The following is an 18,879-nucleotide window of genomic DNA, read 5'->3' on the forward strand; positions in this document are numbered from 1 at the left end:
GAGCAGGATGCGCGCGTCCAGGTACTGCTTGGCCGTGGAGCCGGGGCCACGAGGGTCGCGCGGGTGAGGGTGCGGACGCTGTAGCCGAGCGCCGCGGCGAAGTCGGCGACCCGGTGCGTATGGGGGAAGTCCCGCTCAACCGCCGCGTGGTAGCGGCTGGACGCCCCCTCGGCAGAAGCGGTCTCCAGCGGCCTGCCGGTACGGGCGTGGGTGAGGCGGAGCAGCAGGACGCCCGGCAGGTGGCGGAGGGCCTCGATGTGGGCGTCGAGCGGGATGGCGCCCGAGTCAACGCACATGTGGCGCACGACGGAGCCGGGCCGCCGCACCCGGCATGACCGGTACCCGGCCAAGTTGCGGACGACGCGGGCCGACCTCGACGACGCCCCCGGGGTTCCGGCGGTACCGCCCCGGGCTGCCGACCCGGCGACCGGCGGGAGCACGGGCCGGATCGGCAACGCAGCATCCTGACGGCGTCTACCTCACCGAGACCAGCGCCAGCGCCTCGTTGCCGTGATGCTCGGCGATTGCCCGCATGAACGCCCGGTCGGGGAAGTCCCCCTCGAGCAGCCGGAGCGGACCCGCCGTCAGTGACAGGCGCTGGACGAGCGTGTAGAGCGCGAGCCTCTCCTCGTCGAGCCCCGGCACCGCCAACCGCCGGGCGTGGCCGTCGGGATGGCGGAGCCGCAGGAACACGTGCTCCCACTCCACGTCGAAGTACATCAGGTCCTCGATGTCGATCAGAACAGGGTTTCCGTCCCGGTCCACGAGTACGTGGTCCAGCCCCAGTTCGCCGTGGACGACGGCGTACTCGGCACGCGGCCGCACCGCCGCGGCGAGCTCGCGGAGCCGCTCCTCCAGCCGGTCGCGGGCGCCCGCGATCCTCTTGTCGCGGGAAGCCGCCTCGGCCAGGCAGTACAGCCCGAAGTCGAGCGCGGCCCGCTCGCACGACGTGGCCCGTGACGCTCCGCCCGCATCGATCAGGCCGACCTTGCCGAACCTCGGTCCGTGGCGTCGTCCCATCGCCGCCACCGCGTCGGCGAGGCGCGCCAGGGTCGGTTCCGCGGTGTGCGGATCGCTGCGGAGCAGGTCCAGCAGGTTCTCGCCGGGGAAGTCCTCAAGGATCGCGAGGTCGGCCGGGTAGTGGGTGCCCTCACGGTCGGTCAGGTGGAGCTCGGGGACCCGCAGGCCCACCGACTCCAGTCGCACGTGAGCGGCCTCGAACAGGTCGAGCCCGGAGCCGGGCGAGAACGGGTTCGTGAGGTCGTCGTCGCCCTCGCCCGTCGGCCAGTAGTTCTCCGACGCCTCCCAGATATAGGCGACAGCTGTCGTGGCGTCGTCCATCGTCAGCCGGTAGACGCCCTTCTTGCTGCCGCCGGTGAGCCGCTCGACCGTCTTCAGCCGCCGCCCGCCCCCCAGAGCGGCCCGCGCCGCCCCCGCCAGTTGGTCCCGTGTCACTGTTCGGGGTGCCATGCTCACGCCCCGCCCTCCCACTCGACAACCGGGGCACCCTACGCGAGGCACCACGCAATGCCGAACGCTTTGCCGGAGCCTCGACGTTTACTCCAGCCGTCGATCTGACCCTGGCCGACGCCGGCGGCCGCGAACTCGACCTCGGGACGCGGATGAACGCCAGCCCGGAGGGAAGCGCAGGGGCCTGTTGCACCGACGCCGACGGCATCAGCGCCGATGCACTTGTTCAATGGGCAACCATCAGTGGCTGTTCCGTCCTCGGCTCGTACGCGTGGTGATCCGTGCCACTCCCCCGGGGCTCGCCATCTCGGTTCGTCACGTCACCCCATGAGCACACGCCGCCCTCTGTCGCGGCAGGACAAGCCATGCCACTGGTCGCCGTACCGGTCATGTCCGGGATTGATCCGGAGCGGACCCAACCACTTGCCTGCTCACGGCCATCGATGCACCGCAGACCCTTCCCTTGTCATGCCCTCATCTGAAATCTTGCGTCGACCCATTCGGCCCACGGCCCGGTCGGCGCCACCCATGGCCCCGGGCTATCGGAGGATGCTGTGACAACCCCCCGCATATCCCTGCACCGTCTCAGACGGTCGCTGCTGCCCGTAGCCGCTGCCGGAGCGGCCCTCACCCTCGCCGCCCCCGCCGGCGCGGCCGACGTGGACACCGGCCTGCCGCCGGGTCCGGCCCCAGCCGCCGCCCGCGCCGCCACGCCCGCCCAATCCGCCGCGGGATGGGCCGCCGGAACCCGCTCCTATCTCGTCATCACCGCCCCCGGTGACACCTCGGCCGCACGCAACGCCGTGACCGCGAACGGCGGTTCGGTCTTCGCCTCCTACGACGCGATCGGCGTGGTGGTCGCGCACTCCTCCGCGGCCGGCTTCGCCACCGCGATGCGCTCCGCGACGGGCGTGCAGAAGGTGGGGGCGACCCGCACCTCGGACGTTCCCGCGGACGCCTACTCCCCCACCCTGCCGGGTGCTCCCGCACAGTCGCCCACCACGCTCACCGAGACCGCGCGGTGGGACATGACCAGGATCAACGCCGACAAGGCCTGGGCCGTCAGCACCGGATCGCCGTCCGTCACGGTGGGTGTCCTCGACACCGGAGTGGACGACCGGCACCAGGACATCGCGCCCAACTTCGACGCGCAGGACTCCGCCTCCTGCGCCTACGGCAAGGCCGACGCCCGAGCCGGCGCCTGGCGTGACGTCGGCACCCACGGCACGCATGTGGCGGGCACCATCGCCGCCGCGAAGAACGGCAAGGGAGTGGTCGGCGTCGCACCGGGTGTGAAGATCGCCTCCGTGCGCATCGCCGAACCGAACACGAGCATGTTCTTCGCCGAGAACACGGTCTGCGGCTTCATGTGGGCCGGTGACCACGGCTTCGACGTCACCAACAACAGTTATTACACGGACCCGTGGATGTTCAACTGCCCGGACGACCCGGACCAGGCGGCCATCATCGAGGGTGTGCGCCGGGCGCAGGAGTACGCGGAGGGCAAGGGCTCGCTCCAGGTCGCGGCAGCGGGCAACTCCGACTACGACCTGGCGAACAAGCGCACCGACGACTCCAGCCCGAACGACTCCACCCCGGTCAACCGCACCATCACCAACGCCTGCGTGGACATCCCGACGGAGCTGCCGGGCGTCGTGACCGTCGGGGCGATGGGCAACGGAAACATCAAGGCGTCCTACTCCAACTTCGGCCGGGACGTCATCGACGTCGCGGCACCGGGCGGCGACGGAGCCTACGGCGTCTACTCCACACTCCCCGGAGGCAAGTACGGGAACATGAACGGCACGTCGATGGCCTCACCGCACGTGGCCGGCGTCGCCGCGCTGCTGAAGAGCGCCGACCCGGCCGCCACGCCCGCCGACCTCCGCGCGCGGCTGGGAACCCAGGCCACCGACACCGCGTGCCCGTCCGACAGCCGCTGCACCGGCACCACGGCGAAGAACGCGTTCTTCGGGGAGGGCCAGGTCGATGCGCTGAAGGCTGTCGGTGGCACCACGCCGCCGCCGGGCCGGTACTTCGAGAACGCCACCGATGTCACCGTCGCCGACAACGCAACGGTGGAGTCCGCTATCGCCGTGACCGGCGTGCCGGGCAACGCCCCGGCCGCACTGAAGGTCGGCGTGGACGTCAAGCACACCTACCGCGGCGACCTGGTGCTGTCGCTCGTCGCCCCTGACGGATCGGTCTACGTCCTGGAGGACTTCGCCGACGGCGACAGTGCGGACAACGTGGTGAAGACGTACACCGTCGACGCCTCGTCCGAGAGCGCGTCCGGGACGTGGAAGCTGCGCGTCCGCGACATCGCGACCCAGGACACCGGCCGTATCGACACCTGGAATCTGACCTTCTAGAGGAAGAGGTCCCCCAGGGCGCGTACGCGCCTTCACTGTCACCCCTTGCTTGGCCTATCGAAATTCGATAGGTTCCCATCGCAAGTCGATTGAAGGATGGGTCATGGGGAAGCTGGCAGTGTGCGCGCTGCGCGCCGTGCTCGTGGTGCTGCTCGTCGGCACCGTGTTGGTCCAGGCATCGATGGTGTGGGCATTGGTCAGCGGGAACGACCCGGAGGACGGGTCGCTCCCGCTGACTCCGATGCGCGTGATCACGATCGTGGGCCTGGCGGCGGCCCAGGCGGCGCTGGTCTGCGTATGGCGGCTGGTGACGATGGTGCGCCGTAGAACCGTGTTCTCCCCCGCCGCCTTCCGGTACGTGGATGTCGTGATCGGCTCGATCGTGGCGGCCGCCCTCGTATGGTTCGCGGTCACGATCCTCAACGCACCAGGGCAGCGGGACGACCCCGGCGTCACCGTCATCATGGGCGGCGTCGGTCTGGCCATCCTGGGAGTCGCACTCATCGTGCTCGTGCTGCGGATGCTGCTCGCGCAGGCCGTCGCTCGCGATGTGGAGGCATCGCAGATGCAGGCCGAACTGGACGAGGTGATCTGACGCCGATCGTCGCCGGAGCCTCCCGTGCGGGCAGTCGTTCGGTTGCATTGCCTGGCGCATTGTGGGTAGGCGCGGCTCGTGTTGGACGAATACTCGAAGGACGCGGCGGCCCCCATACATCAGGAAATGGGAGGAAACGGCCCGGATCCGCTGTCCACCAGCGTCATTTCCGTATCCGCGGCGTTCGACGGCGACACAGGGATCGCCGAAGCCCGCGACCTGGCCCGGGCCTTCCTGACCCGGGTGCAGGCGGTGCACGGCCTGCCCGTCTCCGGCCGGGCCATGGGGATGGTGCAGCTCGTGGTCAGCGAGCTGGTCACCAATGCCCGCAAATACGCTCCCGGCCCCTGCCTGCTGACCCTGGACATCGTGGACGGGGCCGTGCGGACCAGCGTGTGGGACAGCAGCACCACGCTGCCGGCGATCCTGGCGCCCGACCCGAGCCGGATCGGGCAGCACGGCCTCGAGATCGTCGCCGCCGTCTGCGTCGGCTTCGCCATCCACCGCGAGCCGGTCGGCAAGCGCATCACCGCCGACGTCGTACTCGCCGACGACCCCGGCGGGTCCGCGGCGGGCCACCAGGTGCTGTAGGACCGACTCACGAGGTGAGCCGGACACCGTAGGCGTCGGCGCCGGTCAGGACCGCATGCGCGGCGGCCGGTGACAGCGCACGTTTCTACTCCGCCGCCATGATGCGTTCCACCGCGGCCGTCACCAGTTGTTCACGCTCCGCCTCCGTGAAGACGTCCGGCAGGGTGAGCTGCTCGACGATCAGCCAGTTCAGCGTCAGCATGAGCAGCTTGACGGCCATCGCGTCGCCGGGGAGGCCGGAAGCCTCGTGGTGGGCGACGTTGGCGTCGACGTCTGCGCGGACCCGTTCGGTGAGGACCTTACGCAGTCCGGGGCGACGGGTGGCCTCGAGGCGAAGTTCCAGCAGGGCCAGGTAGCCGGTGCGGAAGGACGCGATACGGCCGACGAGTTCTCGCATCAGACCGACGTAGCTCTCCCGGTCGCAATCGGCCGCCTGCTGTCGGACGATCATCGCTTCGTCGGGCTGGAGCCGCTCGTACACCCGGGCGCCCGCCTGCGTGAACAGGTCGTCGCGGTTGGCGAAGTAGTTGGAGGCCGTGCCGGCCGGGACGGCGGCCTCGGCGTCCACAGCCCGGAACGTCAGGCCGCGCGCGCCGTCCCGGGCCAGGACCTCGATCGCCGCGTCCACGAGGGCCGCACGCCGCTGGTCGTTCCGTCTCACCATTGACACCACTCCAGGCGTAGTACTACGTTCAGACCACTTCAATCAGAGTACTACGCATGAGGGAGCACTGTGCGCAAGCTCGTGTACTACATCGGCATCTCGCTCGACGGCCGCATCGCCGGCCCCGACGGAGAGTTCGACTTCTTTCCGCAGGGCGACGAGCGGCAGGCCGCCGCCTATGCGAACCGGATGAACGCGTTATTTCCGGAAACCGTCCCGACGGCCTACCGCGCGGCCGCGGGTGTGGCCGACGCGCCCAACCGGCGCTTCGACACCGTCGTCATGGGCCGCGGCACCTATCGCCTCCCCCACGCAGGCGGGATCACCAGCCCGTACGCACACCTGCGCCAGTACGTCGTGTCCAGCACCCTCCAGACCGACGTCGACCCTGCCGTCACCGTCGTGGCGAGCGACCCTCTCGGCCTCGTCCGCGAGCTCAAGGGCGAGGCCGGCGACCAGGACATCTGGCTCTGCGGAGGGGGCCGACTGGCGGGGACCCTGATGCCCGAGATCGACGAGTTGCTGATCAAGACCTATCCGGTCATCGCGGGAAGCGGAATCCCGGTGGTCGACGGTGTCTTCGACCCCACCGTCTTCGAGGTCGCCGAGCGCACGGCGTTCCCCAGCGGAGCCACTTTCACCCGCCTCACCCGTTGCGCCGAAGCGTCCTAGCCGACGCAGCGTCTGACCGCCGAGGCTCCCGCTCGGTGCTGGTGTCGAACGCTCAGAGCCTGTGAACAACCCCCGGCTGCACGCGGCGTCCGGCACGCACGCTCGCGGCGGTGCCGAAAAGCCCTGGTCGACCGGCTTGGTTTGCGGTCCGGGATCGTCGTTGCCGCTCAGGTCACTCCGTTATGGGCAGGCACTCGGCCAGCAGGTCGACGACGTCACGCCAAGCTCGCTGCGCGTGCTGCGGGTGGTAGCCGACGCCGGGGAGCACGGTGTGGTCGACCGGTGGGTGATGGAAGGCGTGCAAGGCGCCGCCGTAGACCACGAGGCGCCAGTCGACGCCCGCCGCCTGCATCTCGGCGGTGAATGCGTCCCGTTGCGCGGGCGGCATGATCGGGTCTTCCGACCCGACCCCGGCCCACACCGGGCAGTGAATTCGCGCCGTCTCGCCTGGTCGGCCCGTGGTCAGTCCGTTGACTGTCCCGATGGCGCGCAGATCGACGCCGTCGCGCCCGAGTTCCAGCGCGATGGCGCCCCCGGTGCCGTAGCCGACGGCGGCGATCCGGCCGGGGTCGGTCCGCGGCTCGGCGCTAAGCACGTCGAGCGCCGCGTGGCCGATGCCTCGCATCCGGTCGGGGTCGGCGAGCAGCGGCATGCAACGGGCCAGCATCTCCTGAGGGTCGCCCAAATAGCGCCCGCCGTGGAGGTCGAAGGCCAGCGCCACGTATCCCAGCTCGGCGAGCGCATCGGCCCTGCGGCGCTCGACGTCGCTGAGCCCCACCCCCTCGGGCCCGACCAGGACCGCGGGCCGGCTGTCGACACCGGCCGGGAGCGCGAGGTGCCCGATCATCGTCAGGCCGTCGGCCGCGTACTCGATCGTGCGCGTTCTCACCGTCGTCATGAGCCTGGACTGTAGTGACCGTCGAGCCCGGTCGGGCCGGTGTTCTGCCGCTGGCAGAAGGCAGGTTTCTGGCATATTCCGGATCCACCCCGTCAGCGGTTCAGCTGAGACACGCGATTCGCCGAGTCAACGATCTCCAGTAGCCGTCGTCGGTCCTGCCGATCGGTGCTGGGCAGCCGCAGCGGGCCCTGGTCTCCACCGTGATCCCGCCTGTGGAGGCGGCCTCCTTGCGGCGGCGTCTGCGGGCCTGGGGCTGCAACCGGATGCGGCGGCATCGGTCCTCTGCTGGATCCCGTTCGGCGGCGTTCACCGCTCGGCGTCAATTCATCCCGCTCCTTTGTCCCTGTCGGACCGTGCGTGTGTCGGTGCCCGGCCGGTGCGTCGATCAGCGCACGGCCTGGTTGCGTCGTGCCTCCGCCGCCTCGAAGTAGTCGCCGCCTTTGCGCTTGACGTCGTCCGTGCCCCAGGCCCGTTCTCCGTCGGGGGCGGTGGTGCCGTCCTGTGCGGCATGCGGCCGCAGCGGCGCCCTGACCAGCCTGGGTATGTGCTTCGAGCAGTGGATGTAAGCCTCTTCGACCTCGACCTCGACCCACATCTGGGGGCGGCGGCCGGGCAGCGGATCGACCGGCAGCCCAGGCCGGCTCCGGCGCATCGCCTCATCGGGGACCAGGCGGGCCCGGCCGTTGACGTGCAAGCCGATGCGATCCTCGGAGAAGTCGATCATCAGGAGGCCGACGTGCGGATTCTCCCGGATGTTGCCGAGCGAGGCCATGACGCCGTTCCCCCGGTACTCCGGGTAGGCGAGGGTCGTGTCATCGAGAACCTGGAGAAAGCCGGGCGGCCCGGCGCGGAACGTGCTGTCGCACTCGCCCCGAGTGTCCGACGTGGCGAGAAAGAACATCTCCTGGCGGGCGACGAACTCCCTCATCCTGGAGTTGAGCCGGTCCAGTACCTGTTCGTCGTAGAAGCGATCAGCGCGGCTGGTGGTACCCAACTCGCCCTGGATCTGGTGCTCTCCGTGGCTTCCGGGCCGGTCCGCCCGCGGATCCTGGTGCAACGGTCCTCCTGACAGGCGAACGAACGCCTGTGTCCGAGCCCTGCACCGGTGGTCCCTCGGCGCAGGTGTCTCTGCCGATCCCCTCGGAGGCCGAATAGTGCTCACCGGCCACGCACATGAGGGTAGAGCAGGCGCTTGCACGCTCCGGCGTGCACCCGGTGTTCGCGTGCTCAAGCGGCCGGTGTTCCAGGATCCCGCCCGCGTCACCGGGTGGGTCGCCTTCGCCGGTCACCTCACTTCCGCAGGTGCTCATCCGTGGCGCCGATACGCGCCGCCACGCCCCGGACGGTCGGATGCCGGTACAGGTCCCGCAGTCGCAGGGACGGCAGACCGCGGGCACGCAGGGCAGCGCCGATGCGGACGGCGGACAGGGAATTGCCGCCGAGTTCGAAGAAGTCGTCGTCGGGGCCGACGGACACGCCCAGCACGTCGCTCCAGATCGCCATCAGGCTTTCCGTGAGGTCGTCGGCGGCGCCGGCGCGCGGGGCTTCGCCCCGGCCCGACGAGCGCGGGGCGGCGGGCGCGGGGAGCTTCGCCGCGTCGAGCTTGCCGTTGGCCGTCAGTGGGAGGGCGTCCAGTGCGGTGACGGTGGCGGGGAGCATGTACGCGGGCAGGATCCCGGCGGCCCGGTCACGCACCCCGGCGGGGTCGTCGCCGCCGGAGAGGGTCACGTACGCGTCGATCCGGGCCGTGGCGGCGTCCGCCGGGTCGTCGCGGCGCACCAGGACGGCCGCGGAGCGCACGGCGGGGTCCTCCAGCAGGACGGAGCGGATCTCGTCGAGCTCGATCCGGAAGCCGCGGATCTTCACCTGGCTGTCCATCCGGCAGGTGATCGAGCCGCCCGTCGGGGCGCAGGCGCCCGAGGTCGCCGCTGCGGTACATCGGGCCGTCGAGTACGGGTCGGGGACGAACCGGCGGCCGGTCAGCTCCTCCTGATCCAGGTAGCCCAGCGCCACGCCGGCGCCGCCGACGCATACCTCGCCCACCGCTCCGGGCGGCAGCAGCCGTCCCGCCGGGTCCACCACGTACAGGTGCCAGCCGGGCAGGGCCCGCCCGACGGAGCGGGTGCCGGAGAGCGCCAGTCTCCGGGTGAGGGTCTGCTCGGTGACATGCACGGTGGTCTCCGTGATCCCGAACATGTTCACCACCCGGCAGGACCGCTCGGGGTGCAGGTCGAACCAGGGCAGCAGCATCCGCGTGTCCAGCGGCTCACCCCCGAAGACCACGAGGCGGACGGACACCTCGGCGTGGTCGACGTCCAGCAGCTGGGCGAAGGCGGACGGCGTCTGGCTGAGCACGGTGACCTACTCGGCGACGAGCAGATCACGGAATTGGTCCGGTTCCCGGGAGACGAAGTACGGCACCACGACCAACCGGCCGCCGGTCAGCAGACAGCCCCAGATCTCCCACACCGAGAAGTCCGGCGTCGGGGCGGAAGGCGAGCATCACCTGGAACAGCGGGTGCCGGGCCGGCGAGCGGGGCGGGTTGAGGGTCTCCATCAGGTACTCGAACGGGCCGTTCGACCTCCTCGTGGACGCCCTCAGCCCACAGCGCACCCTCGCCCGCCATCCGCTGTTTCGGGTGATGCCGTGTGCGACGGCGGCACGGCGGCCGGCTTCCTCCGACGGGTGATCGACGGCCTCGACTCCCCCGGCCCGCTGGGAAAACGAGCGGAGTGAGGACTCACTCATTGACGGAGTGAGTCCTCACTCCGTAGTCTGCGGGTCATGACGGCACCCAAGGAGAACCAGACCACCCGCCGCCGCGCCCCCAGCATGTCGCCGGAGCAGCGCCGCGAAATGATCATCCAGACCGCCATCCCGCTGATCGCCGAGTACGGGGCCGCGGTGACGACCGCGAAGATCGCCCGCGCGGCGGGCATCGGCGAGGGGACGATCTTCCGTGTCTTCGCCGACAAGGACGAGCTGCTGCAGGCCTGCGTGGCCGAGGCGCTCTCCCCCGAGCACGCGGTACGCGAACTCGACGCGATCGACGTGTCTCAGCCGTTGCCCGAGCGGCTCACGGAGGCCGCCGACGCGCTGCAGGCGCACTTGGCCAGGATGGGCGCGGTCATGGGCTCACTGGGGCATCGCGGCGGCAAGCACCCCGGCGCGGTGCGCGGCGCGGGCCGCGCCGAGTCGACGGCTCGCATCCGCGCGGCCCTCGTGGAGCTTCTGGAGCCCGACCAGGCCGCCCTGCGCCGGCCGCCGGAGCAGATCGCGGCCCTCTTCTTCGGGTTGCTCTTCGTGCAGCCGCGCACCGAGGACGAGCCCGACCTGACCCCCCAGGAGCTGGTGGAGGTGTTCCTGCACGGGGCGCTGGCAGGCGGGGCCGAGTGAGTACGCGGAGAAGGCGTTCGGGAGGGAGGGGGCAACGGCCGTGGCCGTACTGCCCCGTCGGCCTTGTCCGGCTGGTCGCGGACCCACACCGAGCAGGCCGCCGCACTCGCCTTCGAACCGTGCGCTGATCGCACAGACGCTGTTCGACGATGACGTGGATCACATCGACTGGACCTCAACCCCGCTTGAGGAAGCAGGCTGTCGGGCATCGCACAGGGCGCGCCGCGCAAAGGCAGCCCGATGATCCGCAGGAGAACTCCGATGGCCACGTTGCTTCACATCGACACCTCCCTCAACGGCGAGAACTCCCACTCCCGCGCGGTGACCGCCGCTTCCGGCGCGTGTGGGAGGACGAGAACCCGCAGGGCTCGGTGATCTACCGTGATCTCGACGCCGATCCGATCCCCCATCTACGTGCCGCCGCTTACTACGCCGGTTACACCGCCCCCGGCGACCAGTCCCCGGAAGAACGAGCCGCCTTCGCGCTGCGCGGCGAACTGATCGAAGAAGCCGAGACGGCGGACGCGATCCTCCTGAGCGCACCGATGTACAACTACTCGATCCCCTCCACGCTCAAGGCCTGGATCGACCACGTGTTCGCCGTGGGCCGCACCTCCATGACCGAACATCCCTCACTCGCGGGCAAGCCGGCGATCGTCGTGACCAGCCGCGGAGGCTCCTATCAGGAGGGAACCCCGCAGCACGGCAATGACTACGTGCAGAGCTATCTGCGGCAGGCCCTCGGCACCGGTCTCGGTCTGGAGGTCACTTTCATCGTCCCCGAACTGGCCCCGAGCGTTCCGGCCATGGCCGATCTCATCCCCCTCTTCGAGACGTCCCGCAGTGCTTCCCTCGCGGCGGCCGAATCCCATGCCAAGGCACTGGCCATGCGTCCGGCCGCATAGCCGTGGACAGCCGAGCGGGCACGGTCTAAAGGGTCGGCGGGCCTGCCTCGATGCGCCGGAGCACGGGCGGGAGCCGGTCCAGGTCCGGGCCGGTCTGGATCTGCCGCTCGTCCCACCAGGTGGCGCCGGCATCGCGCAGCGGAGCGATCACGTCCCTGGCCTTGGCCGCGCCGGGGGGCGTGGCGCCGCCGAGCACGAACTCGAAGGGGCGCTCGTCGCCGGCCGGCCGGTGCTCGCGTATGTAGCCCACCAGGGCCCGGACTTCGGACACATCGGGTACGCGACCGTGCCGGGCCGTTTCGAAGAGCGGTACGGCGCCGTCCCAACGGGCGGCTCGCCGCATGGGCGGGCGCCGAGGCCAGAATCCGCCGATCCACACCGGCGGACCGGGCTGCTGCACCGTGGCCGGGAGCAGCGTCACGTCCCGGACCTCGTAATGCGGGCCTCGGTGGCTCACCGGCCCGCCGGTCCAGAAACGTCTCAACAGCTCCAGCCCCTCGTCCAGTCGCCCGGCCAGCAGATTCGGCTCCGCGGTGTCGCCGAAGCTGCGGTATTCGTCGTCGATCGGACCGCCCAGTCCTGCGGCGAAGGTCACCCGGCCGCCGCTGAGCTGGTCCAACGTGGCCACCTGACGGGCGAGTTGCTGCGGACGGTAGCGAGGGACGGGCGTCAGCAGGGTGCCGAGCCGGATCCGCGAGGTCGCCAGGGCGGCTGCGGTCAGAAGCATCCAGGGGTCGGCGAACGGGCGCCCCTGGTGGTATCGATGCAGTACGTGATCCCAGACGAAGAGCCCGTCCCAGCCGGCCTGCTCGGCGGCGGCCGCGACGGTGGCGACGTTGCGCGGGTCCGCGAAGTCGCCGAAGTTGGGGATGTTGACGGAGAAGCGCATCCCAGCAGGATGTGCGCCGGACGGCGGGCGGTCCATCGGTTTTGCCGACTGGGGTTGCCCCCGTCGGGGCTGGGCCCAGGAAGCGGGGAATCGTGGACGAGACGTTCGACGCCGTTGGAGAAGAACTGTGTTGTGCCGCGACCATCCGGCTGGGCGGAGCCGTGCAGGTGCCGACCGAGCGATCCGGCCTGTTCGACCGTTACAGCGTGATCATGGCCGGAATCCGGAGCATCGCGGGGTTTCTTGACGGCCAACAGCTCGACGACGATCTCGTCGCCTCTGCGTTTGCCGAGAGCTGGGACCTGGACGCCAGATACCCGGCACCGCTCGTGGGCCATGCCTTCGTCAAAGACTGGACGTCGCTGGTCTTCGGCACGGTCGTGCTGACCCGGCCGAAGCAGCAGAACATCACGGCAGCGCAGACGCTGGACTTCGCATCGCGGGCGGCGGCAGCTTGGCCGTCCGCGTCACTCCCGCCCGGCCGACAGGGCGTACGCCTTCTGGCCGGCCTCGGCGGAGGTGGTGGGGCGGTGACGGAGGACCAGCGGCAACAGGGCTGCGGCCGCGCAGGCCGCACCCAGGGCCAGCCAGACGGGGTCGTAGCTGCCGAACGTGTCGCGGGCGACGCCTCCGAGGAAGGAGGCCGACGCGGCGCCGACCTGGTGTGCTGCGCTGGTCCAGCCGAAGACGATGGCGCTGTCCTCTCCGTAGAAGGTGCGGCACAGGGCGATGACCGGTGGCACGGTCGCCAGGTCGAGCAGGCCGAAGGCGACCACGAAGACCAGCATGGGCGCGCTGACCGTGGCGGTCAGCGTCAGTGGCAGGCTGACCATGAGCAGCCCCCGCAGCAGGAAGTAGACGGCGAGCAGCCGACGGGCGTCCATGCGGTCGGTGAGCCATCCCGAGGCGATCGTGCCGACCACGTTGAAGATGCCGATGAGCGCCAGCAGCGTCGAGGCGGTGGTGACAGGCATGCCGTGGTCGTGGGCCGCCGGGGTGAAGTGGGTCCACATGATGCCGTTGGTGGATGCGCCGCAGATGGCGAATGTGCCGGCGAGCAGCCAGAAAGGGACACTCCGGGCGGCGCGGTTCAGCACGGTCAGGGTGCGACGGGCGGCGCCGGGTACGGGCTCGGGCCGCGGGATGAAGGTGTCACTGCCGTAGGGGCGCCGTCCCAGGTCGGCGGGGTGGTCACGCAGGACGAGGTAGACCAGCGGGCTGATCACGACGGCCGCGAGCGCGAGGGTGACGAGGGCGGGCCGCCAGTCGTAGCGGGCGATGGTCCATGACAGGGCAGGCAGAAAGACCATCTGACCCAGGACGCTGCCGGAGGAGAGGATGCCCGTCACCAGGCCGCGACGGGTGGTGAACCAGCGGTTGGTGACGGTGGTGCCGAGGGTCATCGACAGTGACCCGGTGCCCAGGCCGACGAGAAGGCCCCAGAAGAGGGTGAACTGCCAGGCGGCGTTCATCACGGTGGTGAGCACCGCTCCCGCGGCCACGGTCCCGAGCGCGGCGACGACGACTCGGCGGATGCCGAACCGGTCCATCAGGGCGGCTGCGTAGGGGGCCATGAGTCCGTAGAGGATCATGTTGACGGAGGCGGCCAGGCCGATGGAGCCCCGGGACCAGTGGAACTCCTGCCGCAGCGGGTCCTGCAGAAGCCCCGGCATGGTGGAGAAGGCGCCGGCGACGATGATCGCCACCCCGGCGACGGCGGCTACCCACCAGGCGCGGCGCCCGGAATCCTTGGTGTGATGGCCGGTTGTCTCATACATGCCCTCATCGTCGAGCGCGACGGACACCCGAAACCACTGGCCGTTTGGACACGTAGTGAAAGAATCTGGTCATGATAGTCAGTGATGAAGGGGTGCACAGGGTCGTCGTCCTGGTTCGTTCCGGGCTGCTGCCCATGGAACTCGGGATCGTGCACCGGCTGTTCGGTACTGCGGTGGACGCCACCGGCCGGCCCCTGTACTCGGTGGTGACCTGCGCGGCGGAGCCGGGTGAGATCTCCACGGAGGCCGACTTCACCGTCAACGTGCCGCTGGGACCGCGTGCGTTGCGCCAGGCGGACACGGTCATCGTGCCTGCCGCCGTCGAGGACTACCGTCCCCAGCGGCGGGGGCTGCTGAGTCCGCCGGTACGAGCAGCCCTTGAGGAAGTGCCGGAAACAGCGCGTCTGGCTTCCATCTGCACCGGGTCGTTCGTGCTGGCCGCGGCCGGTTTCCTCGCCGGTCGCCGGGCGACGACACATTGGAAGTCCTGCCCGGAACTCGCAGCCCTGTACCCCGAGATCGAGGTGGACCCCGACGTGCTGTACACCGACGACCGCCGCGTTCTGACCTCCGCGGGAGTCGCTGCCGGGATCGATCTGTGCCTGCACATGATCCGCAGCGACCACGGCGCCGACATCGCCAACACCGTCGCCCGGGGCACGGTGGTCCCTCCGCACCGCGAAGGCGGCCAGGCCCAGTACATCGACCGTCCCGTGCCGGAATCCGACGACAGCTCCATCGCCAGGGTCCGTGCCTGGGCTCTGGAGCACCTCGGTGAGCCCATCGCCCTCGAGGATCTGGCAGGGCGGGCGGCGACGAGCGTACGCACGTTGTCGCGCAGGTTCCGTAAGGAGACCGGGGTGCCTCCGATGCAGTGGCTCGGTCAGCAGCGCCTGCAGTACGCCCGCAGGCTGCTGGAACGTACGGACGAGCCCGTGGACCGCATCGCGGCCGAGGCCGGTTTCGGGACGGGCACCGCGATGCGCCAGCACTTCCGGGAAGCGCTGGGCGTGTCACCGCGTGCGTACCGCAACACCTTCCGCGGAGGGAGTTGAGGGCACGCGCGGTGCCCCATCATCTGGGCTGCCCGCGTCGCGACGATGCTCAGCCCTCCTCGTGCCAGGGGAAGCCATCGGGGTGCGCGGCGGCACGGGTCCGGACCCGCTCATCGTCATGTCCGCGGATCCGGTCCAGGAACGGGAAGTCCTCCGGCTGCACGGCCAGCTTGGCGACAGGAGTCACCGGTACGGGACTTGCCCATTGGGCCGGCTGCACCGAAACCTCACCGACCTGTATCCGTGGCTGCAACTCGAAGGTGTCGACGGGCAGCAGGTAGACGGTCCCGGGACGCCAGGGCAGCTCCTTCAGCGCCTGCGCGGTGATGGAGAAGTAGTAGTGCGGCTCGCCGAGCCGTTCGTCGCCGTCGGCGAGGCGGACGCAGCCGTTGATCAACGACATCGGGTGGCGGTCCCGGTCCAGGATCGCGTAGTACATCGGCCAGAGTCCGTCGCCTGCGGCGAAGACCGCGCGCCGGTTGCCGAACTCGCTGCTGTCGTCCGGCTGCCGGGGTTCGAAGCGGCCGATCGCCGGGTCGCCCGAGCCGTGCAACAGCAGCGTGCCGCGGTCTGCGGCATGGCAGAGGAACTGCCACTTCGGCGCCTCGAGCCGGTAGTCGATGGGCTTGTCGGCGCCGTTCGCGAGCGCTTGCTGCAGCAGTCGGTCGAAGGATGCCGCCGTTGCGCGGTCCGGGGGCGGAGCGGGACGCGTCATCCAGTACGCAGGCAGGCTCATCGGAGCAACCTATCCAGTGCGCTCCTCAGGGCACCACGCATCCGGCCGGATGCGCCCCCCGGTGCCGGGGAGGGCGCATCCGCCGGGGCAACAGCCGGTCGGTCAGGACAGGATCTCGACGTAGCCGTCGCTTCCGTGCACCCGGATCCGCTGCCCGTCCCGGATCAGCCGGGTGGCCTGGTCCACGCCCACGACAGCCGGCAAGCCGTACTCGCGTGCGATCACCGCACCATGGGTCATGAGGCCGCCCACCTCTGTCACCAGGCCCGCGATCCCGACGAACAGGGGCGACCAACTGGGGTCCGTGAAGGCCGTGACCAGAATGTCGCCCGCCTCGAGATCGGCGTGCGCCATGTCGAGAATGACACGGGCCCGCCCCTCGACGGTCCCTCCGGAAACCGGCAGGCCGATCAGGGCGCCGGCCGGCACGTCGTCGCGCCGGTACGCCCCGTTGACGGTTTCGCCATCCGATGTGAGGACCCGGGGCGGTGTGAGCGCTTGGTACGTCCGGAACGCCTCCTTGCGCTGCCTGATGAGCTCGTCGTCCACGTGCTGCGAGCAGACGACGTCCTGGAGCTCCTGGAACGTGAGGTAGAAGATGTCCTCCGTGTCGGCGAGCACCTGGGCCCGCACGAGACGGTCGGCTTCTTCCAGCAGGGCCTGCTTGTAGACGAAGTACCTGCTGACGATGTTGTACTTCGGGTACTCGCGGTACCCGATGAAGGTGCGGACCCGGTCGATCATCCGCTTGGTCTCGTCGGCTTTGGCCTCCCCGTCGGGCAGGGCCCGCAGGCGTGACAGTACGTCCTGTTCCTTCTTCCACGCCTCCTGCCGGCCCTGCTCGAAGCGCCGTCGGGCGGCGCCCGGTTCGAAGTTCCTGACGTTGTCGAGGATCGCCGGCACGAGCGTGCCGGGGCGCTCTCGCCAGCGGGGCCTCGTGATGTCGATCTCTCCGGCGCAGCGCATGCCGTACCGGTCGAGGTAGGCCTCGACGGCGTCGCGCACTTCGGTGCCGCCCGGGAGTTTCGGCAACTCGTCCAGGAAGCCGTCGTCGGCGTTCTGCAGGAACTCCACGACCTGCGTATGGGGGCGGATCGCGTCCGCCACGTCGAGCAGCGCCAGTCCCATCTCGGACGTGATGTTGCCGGGGGCGGACAACGTCAGGGTGTCTGCCGCGTTCTTCTCCCCCAGCCACTCCCGCAGCTTGTCGTTGAGCCACCAGGTGGCCTCCATGCCCGCCATGATGGCCTGCATGCTCAGCGGATCGGCGAGCACGCGCTTGTGCTCCTCGAAGGCATCCCACAGGAAGTCGAACAGGGCCGGCCCCGTCTTCGTGCCGATGTCGCGCCGCAGGGCGGCGATGGACGCCTGGCTGCGCTCGATCAGTCCGGTGACGACGGCCGGATCGGTCTCGATCGGGGTGGGTGCGCCGCCACCGGCCCGCGGTCCGCCGGGGGCCGCGTTCGGGTCCGGGTCCGGGAGTGTGGGGACGAAGTCTTCGCGCTCGAGGACGGTTTCCAGCGCGTCCCTGGTCAGGGGATCGCCCCTTCCCACGAGGTCCAGGAGGCCTGCGCGGCTCGCGGGCGAGGACAGGGTACGGGTCGCGTCGACGAACAGCCGGCCGCCGGCGTCGGTCATCCGGGCCATGGCCGTCAGCTTCCACACGGAGAGGCCCAGGGGCTTCATGGGGTCGGTCATCATCTGCTGATGGCCGACGGAGACGTAGACGTGGTTGTCCTGATCGTCGGTCTCGGGGACGGGGAAGAGCGTCGTGATCGGCCGGCTCTGCACCACATGGAAACCGTCGTCGACGAGACACCATTCGATGTCCTGCGGGCGGCCGAAGTGCTCCTCGATGCGCCGCCCGAGCTGCACGAGCCGCACGACCTGCCCATCGGTCAGCGCGGGCTGCCGCTGCCGCTGCGCGTCGACCGTCACCTGCCGCGTGCCGCCGTCCGGCAGGGCGTGAACGGCTCGCTGTTTGGCGGCGATCGTCCTCTCGACGACATCGCCGTTGCGCACCTTGTAGACGTCCGGGTTCACCAGACCGGAGACCAGGGCCTCGCCGAGGCCGAAGCCCGCGTCCACGGTGGCGACCTTCCGGTTGCCCGTGACGGGGTCGGCCGTGAACAGGACGCCGGACGCATGCGGGAAGACCATCCGCTGCACGACCACGGCCATGTCGACCAAGCGGTGGTCGAGGTCGTTACGCTGACGGTAGGTCACGGCCCGCTCGGTGAAGAGCGATGCCCAGCACCGCCTGACGTGCTGGAGGACCGCCGTCGGCCCCACGACGTTGAGGTACGTGTCCTGCTGGCCGGCGAAGGAGGCCGTCGGCAGGTCCTCCGCCGTCGCGCTGGATCGGACGGCGCAGGCGGTTTGCTCACCGAGACGGGCGGCCGCCCGGGTGATCGCTTCCGCGAGATCGTCCGGGACGGCGATCTCCTCGATGGTCCGGCGGATCTGCGCGCTGAGCGTGCCGATCGCCTCCCGGTCGTCCGGGTTCGAGCGCGACAGCTTGTCGAGCAGGCCCTCGACCGACGGTGATTCCGCCATGATCCGCCGGAAGGCGTCCGTCGTCACGCAGAAGCCGCCCGGCACATTGATGCCCTCGATCCGCGCAAGCGCGCCCAAGTGGGCGCCTTTGCCGCCGACGACCGCGCGGTGCGTCTCGTCGACGTCGTGGAGATCCAGCACGTACCGCTCGGTCATCGCGACACCCCCTGCTCTGCCGAACCCCTGGTCGAGCACGTCCCAATCTCCGACACACACACCTCATGTCCCCGTTTCCGCAGGTAGTGACTTCGGTCGACGATTCTGCGACAGAACCGGGGCCTTGCCGCAAGCCCCCCGGTGC

At 70.1% G+C, this 18,879-nt stretch carries 16 protein-coding genes and 3 pseudogenes; 9 read left to right on the top strand and 10 right to left on the bottom strand.

The features are described from left to right. Positions 1–294 precede the first annotated feature (294 nt). A complete protein-coding gene (locus tag ABTX60_RS15930; protein WP_352097633.1) occupies positions 295–468 on the top strand; it encodes a non-oxidative hydroxyarylic acid decarboxylases subunit D in 174 nt (57 codons plus the stop codon). Positions 469–474: 6 nt separating this feature from the next. Here the strand turns inward: ABTX60_RS15930 and ABTX60_RS15935 are convergent, their stop codons facing one another. Further along, positions 475–1,470 carry a phosphotransferase family protein gene (locus ABTX60_RS15935; protein WP_352097634.1) on the bottom strand — a complete coding sequence of 332 codons (996 nt, stop codon included), beginning with the start codon at positions 1,468–1,470 and terminating at the stop codon, positions 475–477. A 95-nt stretch (positions 1,471–1,565) separates the two neighbouring features. On the opposite strand from ABTX60_RS15935, the pseudogene ABTX60_RS15940 reads away from it, so the two are divergent. The 4 genes and pseudogenes from ABTX60_RS15940 to ABTX60_RS15955 all read left to right on the top strand — a co-directional run. After that, positions 1,566–1,691: pseudogene (locus tag ABTX60_RS15940) on the top strand (M15 family metallopeptidase); the annotation flags it as partial. Between the two features lie 378 nt (positions 1,692–2,069). Beyond that, on the top strand, positions 2,070–3,842 hold the full coding sequence (locus ABTX60_RS15945) for a S8 family peptidase (protein WP_502992337.1): 1,773 nt from the start codon (positions 2,070–2,072) through the stop codon (positions 3,840–3,842). 103 nt (positions 3,843–3,945) lie between these two features. Further along, complete coding sequence (locus ABTX60_RS15950) at positions 3,946–4,437, top strand: DUF2975 domain-containing protein (protein WP_352097636.1); 492 nt, start codon at positions 3,946–3,948, stop codon at positions 4,435–4,437. A gap of 126 nt (positions 4,438–4,563) precedes the next feature. Then, positions 4,564–5,028, top strand: a complete 465-nt coding sequence (locus ABTX60_RS15955; RefSeq protein WP_352097637.1) for an ATP-binding protein — start codon at positions 4,564–4,566, stop codon at positions 5,026–5,028. 85 nt (positions 5,029–5,113) lie between these two features. Here the strand turns inward: ABTX60_RS15955 and ABTX60_RS15960 are convergent, their stop codons facing one another. Beyond that, positions 5,114–5,692, bottom strand: a complete 579-nt coding sequence (locus ABTX60_RS15960; RefSeq protein WP_352097638.1) for a TetR/AcrR family transcriptional regulator — start codon at positions 5,690–5,692, stop codon at positions 5,114–5,116. Between the two features lie 69 nt (positions 5,693–5,761). On the opposite strand from ABTX60_RS15960, the gene ABTX60_RS15965 reads away from it, so the two are divergent. After that, positions 5,762–6,364 (top strand): dihydrofolate reductase family protein, encoded by a 603-nt coding sequence (locus tag ABTX60_RS15965; protein ID WP_352097639.1) that lies wholly within the window; start codon positions 5,762–5,764, stop codon positions 6,362–6,364. A 172-nt stretch (positions 6,365–6,536) separates the two neighbouring features. On the opposite strand, the gene ABTX60_RS15970 is transcribed toward ABTX60_RS15965, so the two are convergent. The 4 genes and pseudogenes from ABTX60_RS15970 to ABTX60_RS15985 form a co-directional block, all read right to left on the bottom strand. Beyond that, positions 6,537–7,262 carry a dienelactone hydrolase family protein gene (locus ABTX60_RS15970; protein WP_352097640.1) on the bottom strand — a complete coding sequence of 242 codons (726 nt, stop codon included), beginning with the start codon at positions 7,260–7,262 and terminating at the stop codon, positions 6,537–6,539. A 124-nt stretch (positions 7,263–7,386) separates the two neighbouring features. After that, positions 7,387–7,542 (bottom strand): annotated as a pseudogene (locus ABTX60_RS15975) (telomere-protecting terminal protein Tpg); the annotation flags it as partial. A gap of 105 nt (positions 7,543–7,647) precedes the next feature. After that, positions 7,648–8,319 (bottom strand): pyridoxamine 5'-phosphate oxidase family protein, encoded by a 672-nt coding sequence (locus tag ABTX60_RS15980; RefSeq protein WP_352097641.1) that lies wholly within the window; start codon positions 8,317–8,319, stop codon positions 7,648–7,650. Positions 8,320–8,552: 233 nt separating this feature from the next. Next, a pseudogene (locus ABTX60_RS15985) lies at positions 8,553–9,740 on the bottom strand (non-ribosomal peptide synthetase); the annotation flags it as partial. A gap of 307 nt (positions 9,741–10,047) precedes the next feature. Here ABTX60_RS15985 and ABTX60_RS15990 point away from each other — a divergent pair. Further along, positions 10,048–10,659, top strand: a complete 612-nt coding sequence (locus ABTX60_RS15990; RefSeq protein WP_352097642.1) for a TetR/AcrR family transcriptional regulator — start codon at positions 10,048–10,050, stop codon at positions 10,657–10,659. Positions 10,660–11,000: 341 nt separating this feature from the next. Further along, a complete protein-coding gene (locus tag ABTX60_RS15995; protein WP_352097643.1) occupies positions 11,001–11,564 on the top strand; it encodes an FMN-dependent NADH-azoreductase in 564 nt (187 codons plus the stop codon). 25 nt (positions 11,565–11,589) lie between these two features. Here the strand turns inward: ABTX60_RS15995 and ABTX60_RS16000 are convergent, their stop codons facing one another. Both ABTX60_RS16000 and ABTX60_RS16005 read right to left on the bottom strand, forming a co-directional pair. After that, on the bottom strand, positions 11,590–12,453 hold the full coding sequence (locus ABTX60_RS16000) for an LLM class flavin-dependent oxidoreductase (RefSeq protein WP_352097644.1): 864 nt from the start codon (positions 12,451–12,453) through the stop codon (positions 11,590–11,592). A 467-nt stretch (positions 12,454–12,920) separates the two neighbouring features. Then, on the bottom strand, positions 12,921–14,231 hold the full coding sequence (locus tag ABTX60_RS16005) for an MFS transporter (RefSeq protein ID WP_352097645.1): 1,311 nt from the start codon (positions 14,229–14,231) through the stop codon (positions 12,921–12,923). A 71-nt stretch (positions 14,232–14,302) separates the two neighbouring features. Here ABTX60_RS16005 and ABTX60_RS16010 point away from each other — a divergent pair, with 71 nt between their 5' ends. Beyond that, complete coding sequence (locus ABTX60_RS16010; RefSeq protein ID WP_352097646.1) at positions 14,303–15,286, top strand: GlxA family transcriptional regulator; 984 nt, start codon at positions 14,303–14,305, stop codon at positions 15,284–15,286. A gap of 49 nt (positions 15,287–15,335) precedes the next feature. Here ABTX60_RS16010 and ABTX60_RS16015 read toward each other — a convergent pair whose 3' ends face one another. Both ABTX60_RS16015 and rph read right to left on the bottom strand, forming a co-directional pair. Then, positions 15,336–16,022 carry a hypothetical protein gene (locus ABTX60_RS16015; protein WP_352097647.1) on the bottom strand — a complete coding sequence of 229 codons (687 nt, stop codon included), beginning with the start codon at positions 16,020–16,022 and terminating at the stop codon, positions 15,336–15,338. 102 nt (positions 16,023–16,124) lie between these two features. Further along, positions 16,125–18,734 carry a rifamycin-inactivating phosphotransferase gene (rph, locus tag ABTX60_RS16020; RefSeq protein ID WP_352097648.1) on the bottom strand — a complete coding sequence of 870 codons (2,610 nt, stop codon included), beginning with the start codon at positions 18,732–18,734 and terminating at the stop codon, positions 16,125–16,127. Positions 18,735–18,879: the final 145 nt, after the last annotated feature.

Source organism: Streptomyces sp. NPDC126510, from assembly GCF_040302345.1.
In the GTDB taxonomy this organism is placed as follows: Bacteria; Actinomycetota; Actinomycetes; order Streptomycetales; family Streptomycetaceae; genus Streptomyces.

Excerpts from the sequence above, each read along its gene's own strand:
- ABTX60_RS15930 (WP_352097633.1), top strand. The coding sequence starts at position 295 with ATGTGGCGCACGACGGAGCCGGGCCGCCGCACCCGGCATGACCGGTAC.
- ABTX60_RS15935 (WP_352097634.1), bottom strand. The coding sequence starts at position 1,470 with ATGGCACCCCGAACAGTGACACGGGACCAACTGGCGGGGGCGGCGCGG.
- ABTX60_RS15950 (WP_352097636.1), top strand. The coding sequence starts at position 3,946 with ATGGGGAAGCTGGCAGTGTGCGCGCTGCGCGCCGTGCTCGTGGTGCTG.
- ABTX60_RS15955 (WP_352097637.1), top strand. The coding sequence starts at position 4,564 with ATGGGAGGAAACGGCCCGGATCCGCTGTCCACCAGCGTCATTTCCGTA.
- ABTX60_RS15960 (WP_352097638.1), bottom strand. The coding sequence starts at position 5,692 with ATGGTGAGACGGAACGACCAGCGGCGTGCGGCCCTCGTGGACGCGGCG.
- ABTX60_RS15970 (WP_352097640.1), bottom strand. The coding sequence starts at position 7,262 with ATGACGACGGTGAGAACGCGCACGATCGAGTACGCGGCCGACGGCCTG.
- ABTX60_RS15990 (WP_352097642.1), top strand. The coding sequence starts at position 10,048 with ATGACGGCACCCAAGGAGAACCAGACCACCCGCCGCCGCGCCCCCAGC.
- ABTX60_RS16000 (WP_352097644.1), bottom strand. The coding sequence starts at position 12,453 with ATGCGCTTCTCCGTCAACATCCCCAACTTCGGCGACTTCGCGGACCCG.
- ABTX60_RS16005 (WP_352097645.1), bottom strand. The coding sequence starts at position 14,231 with ATGTATGAGACAACCGGCCATCACACCAAGGATTCCGGGCGCCGCGCC.
- ABTX60_RS16010 (WP_352097646.1), top strand. The coding sequence starts at position 14,303 with ATGATAGTCAGTGATGAAGGGGTGCACAGGGTCGTCGTCCTGGTTCGT.
- ABTX60_RS16015 (WP_352097647.1), bottom strand. The coding sequence starts at position 16,022 with ATGAGCCTGCCTGCGTACTGGATGACGCGTCCCGCTCCGCCCCCGGAC.
- rph (WP_352097648.1), bottom strand. The coding sequence starts at position 18,734 with ATGACCGAGCGGTACGTGCTGGATCTCCACGACGTCGACGAGACGCAC.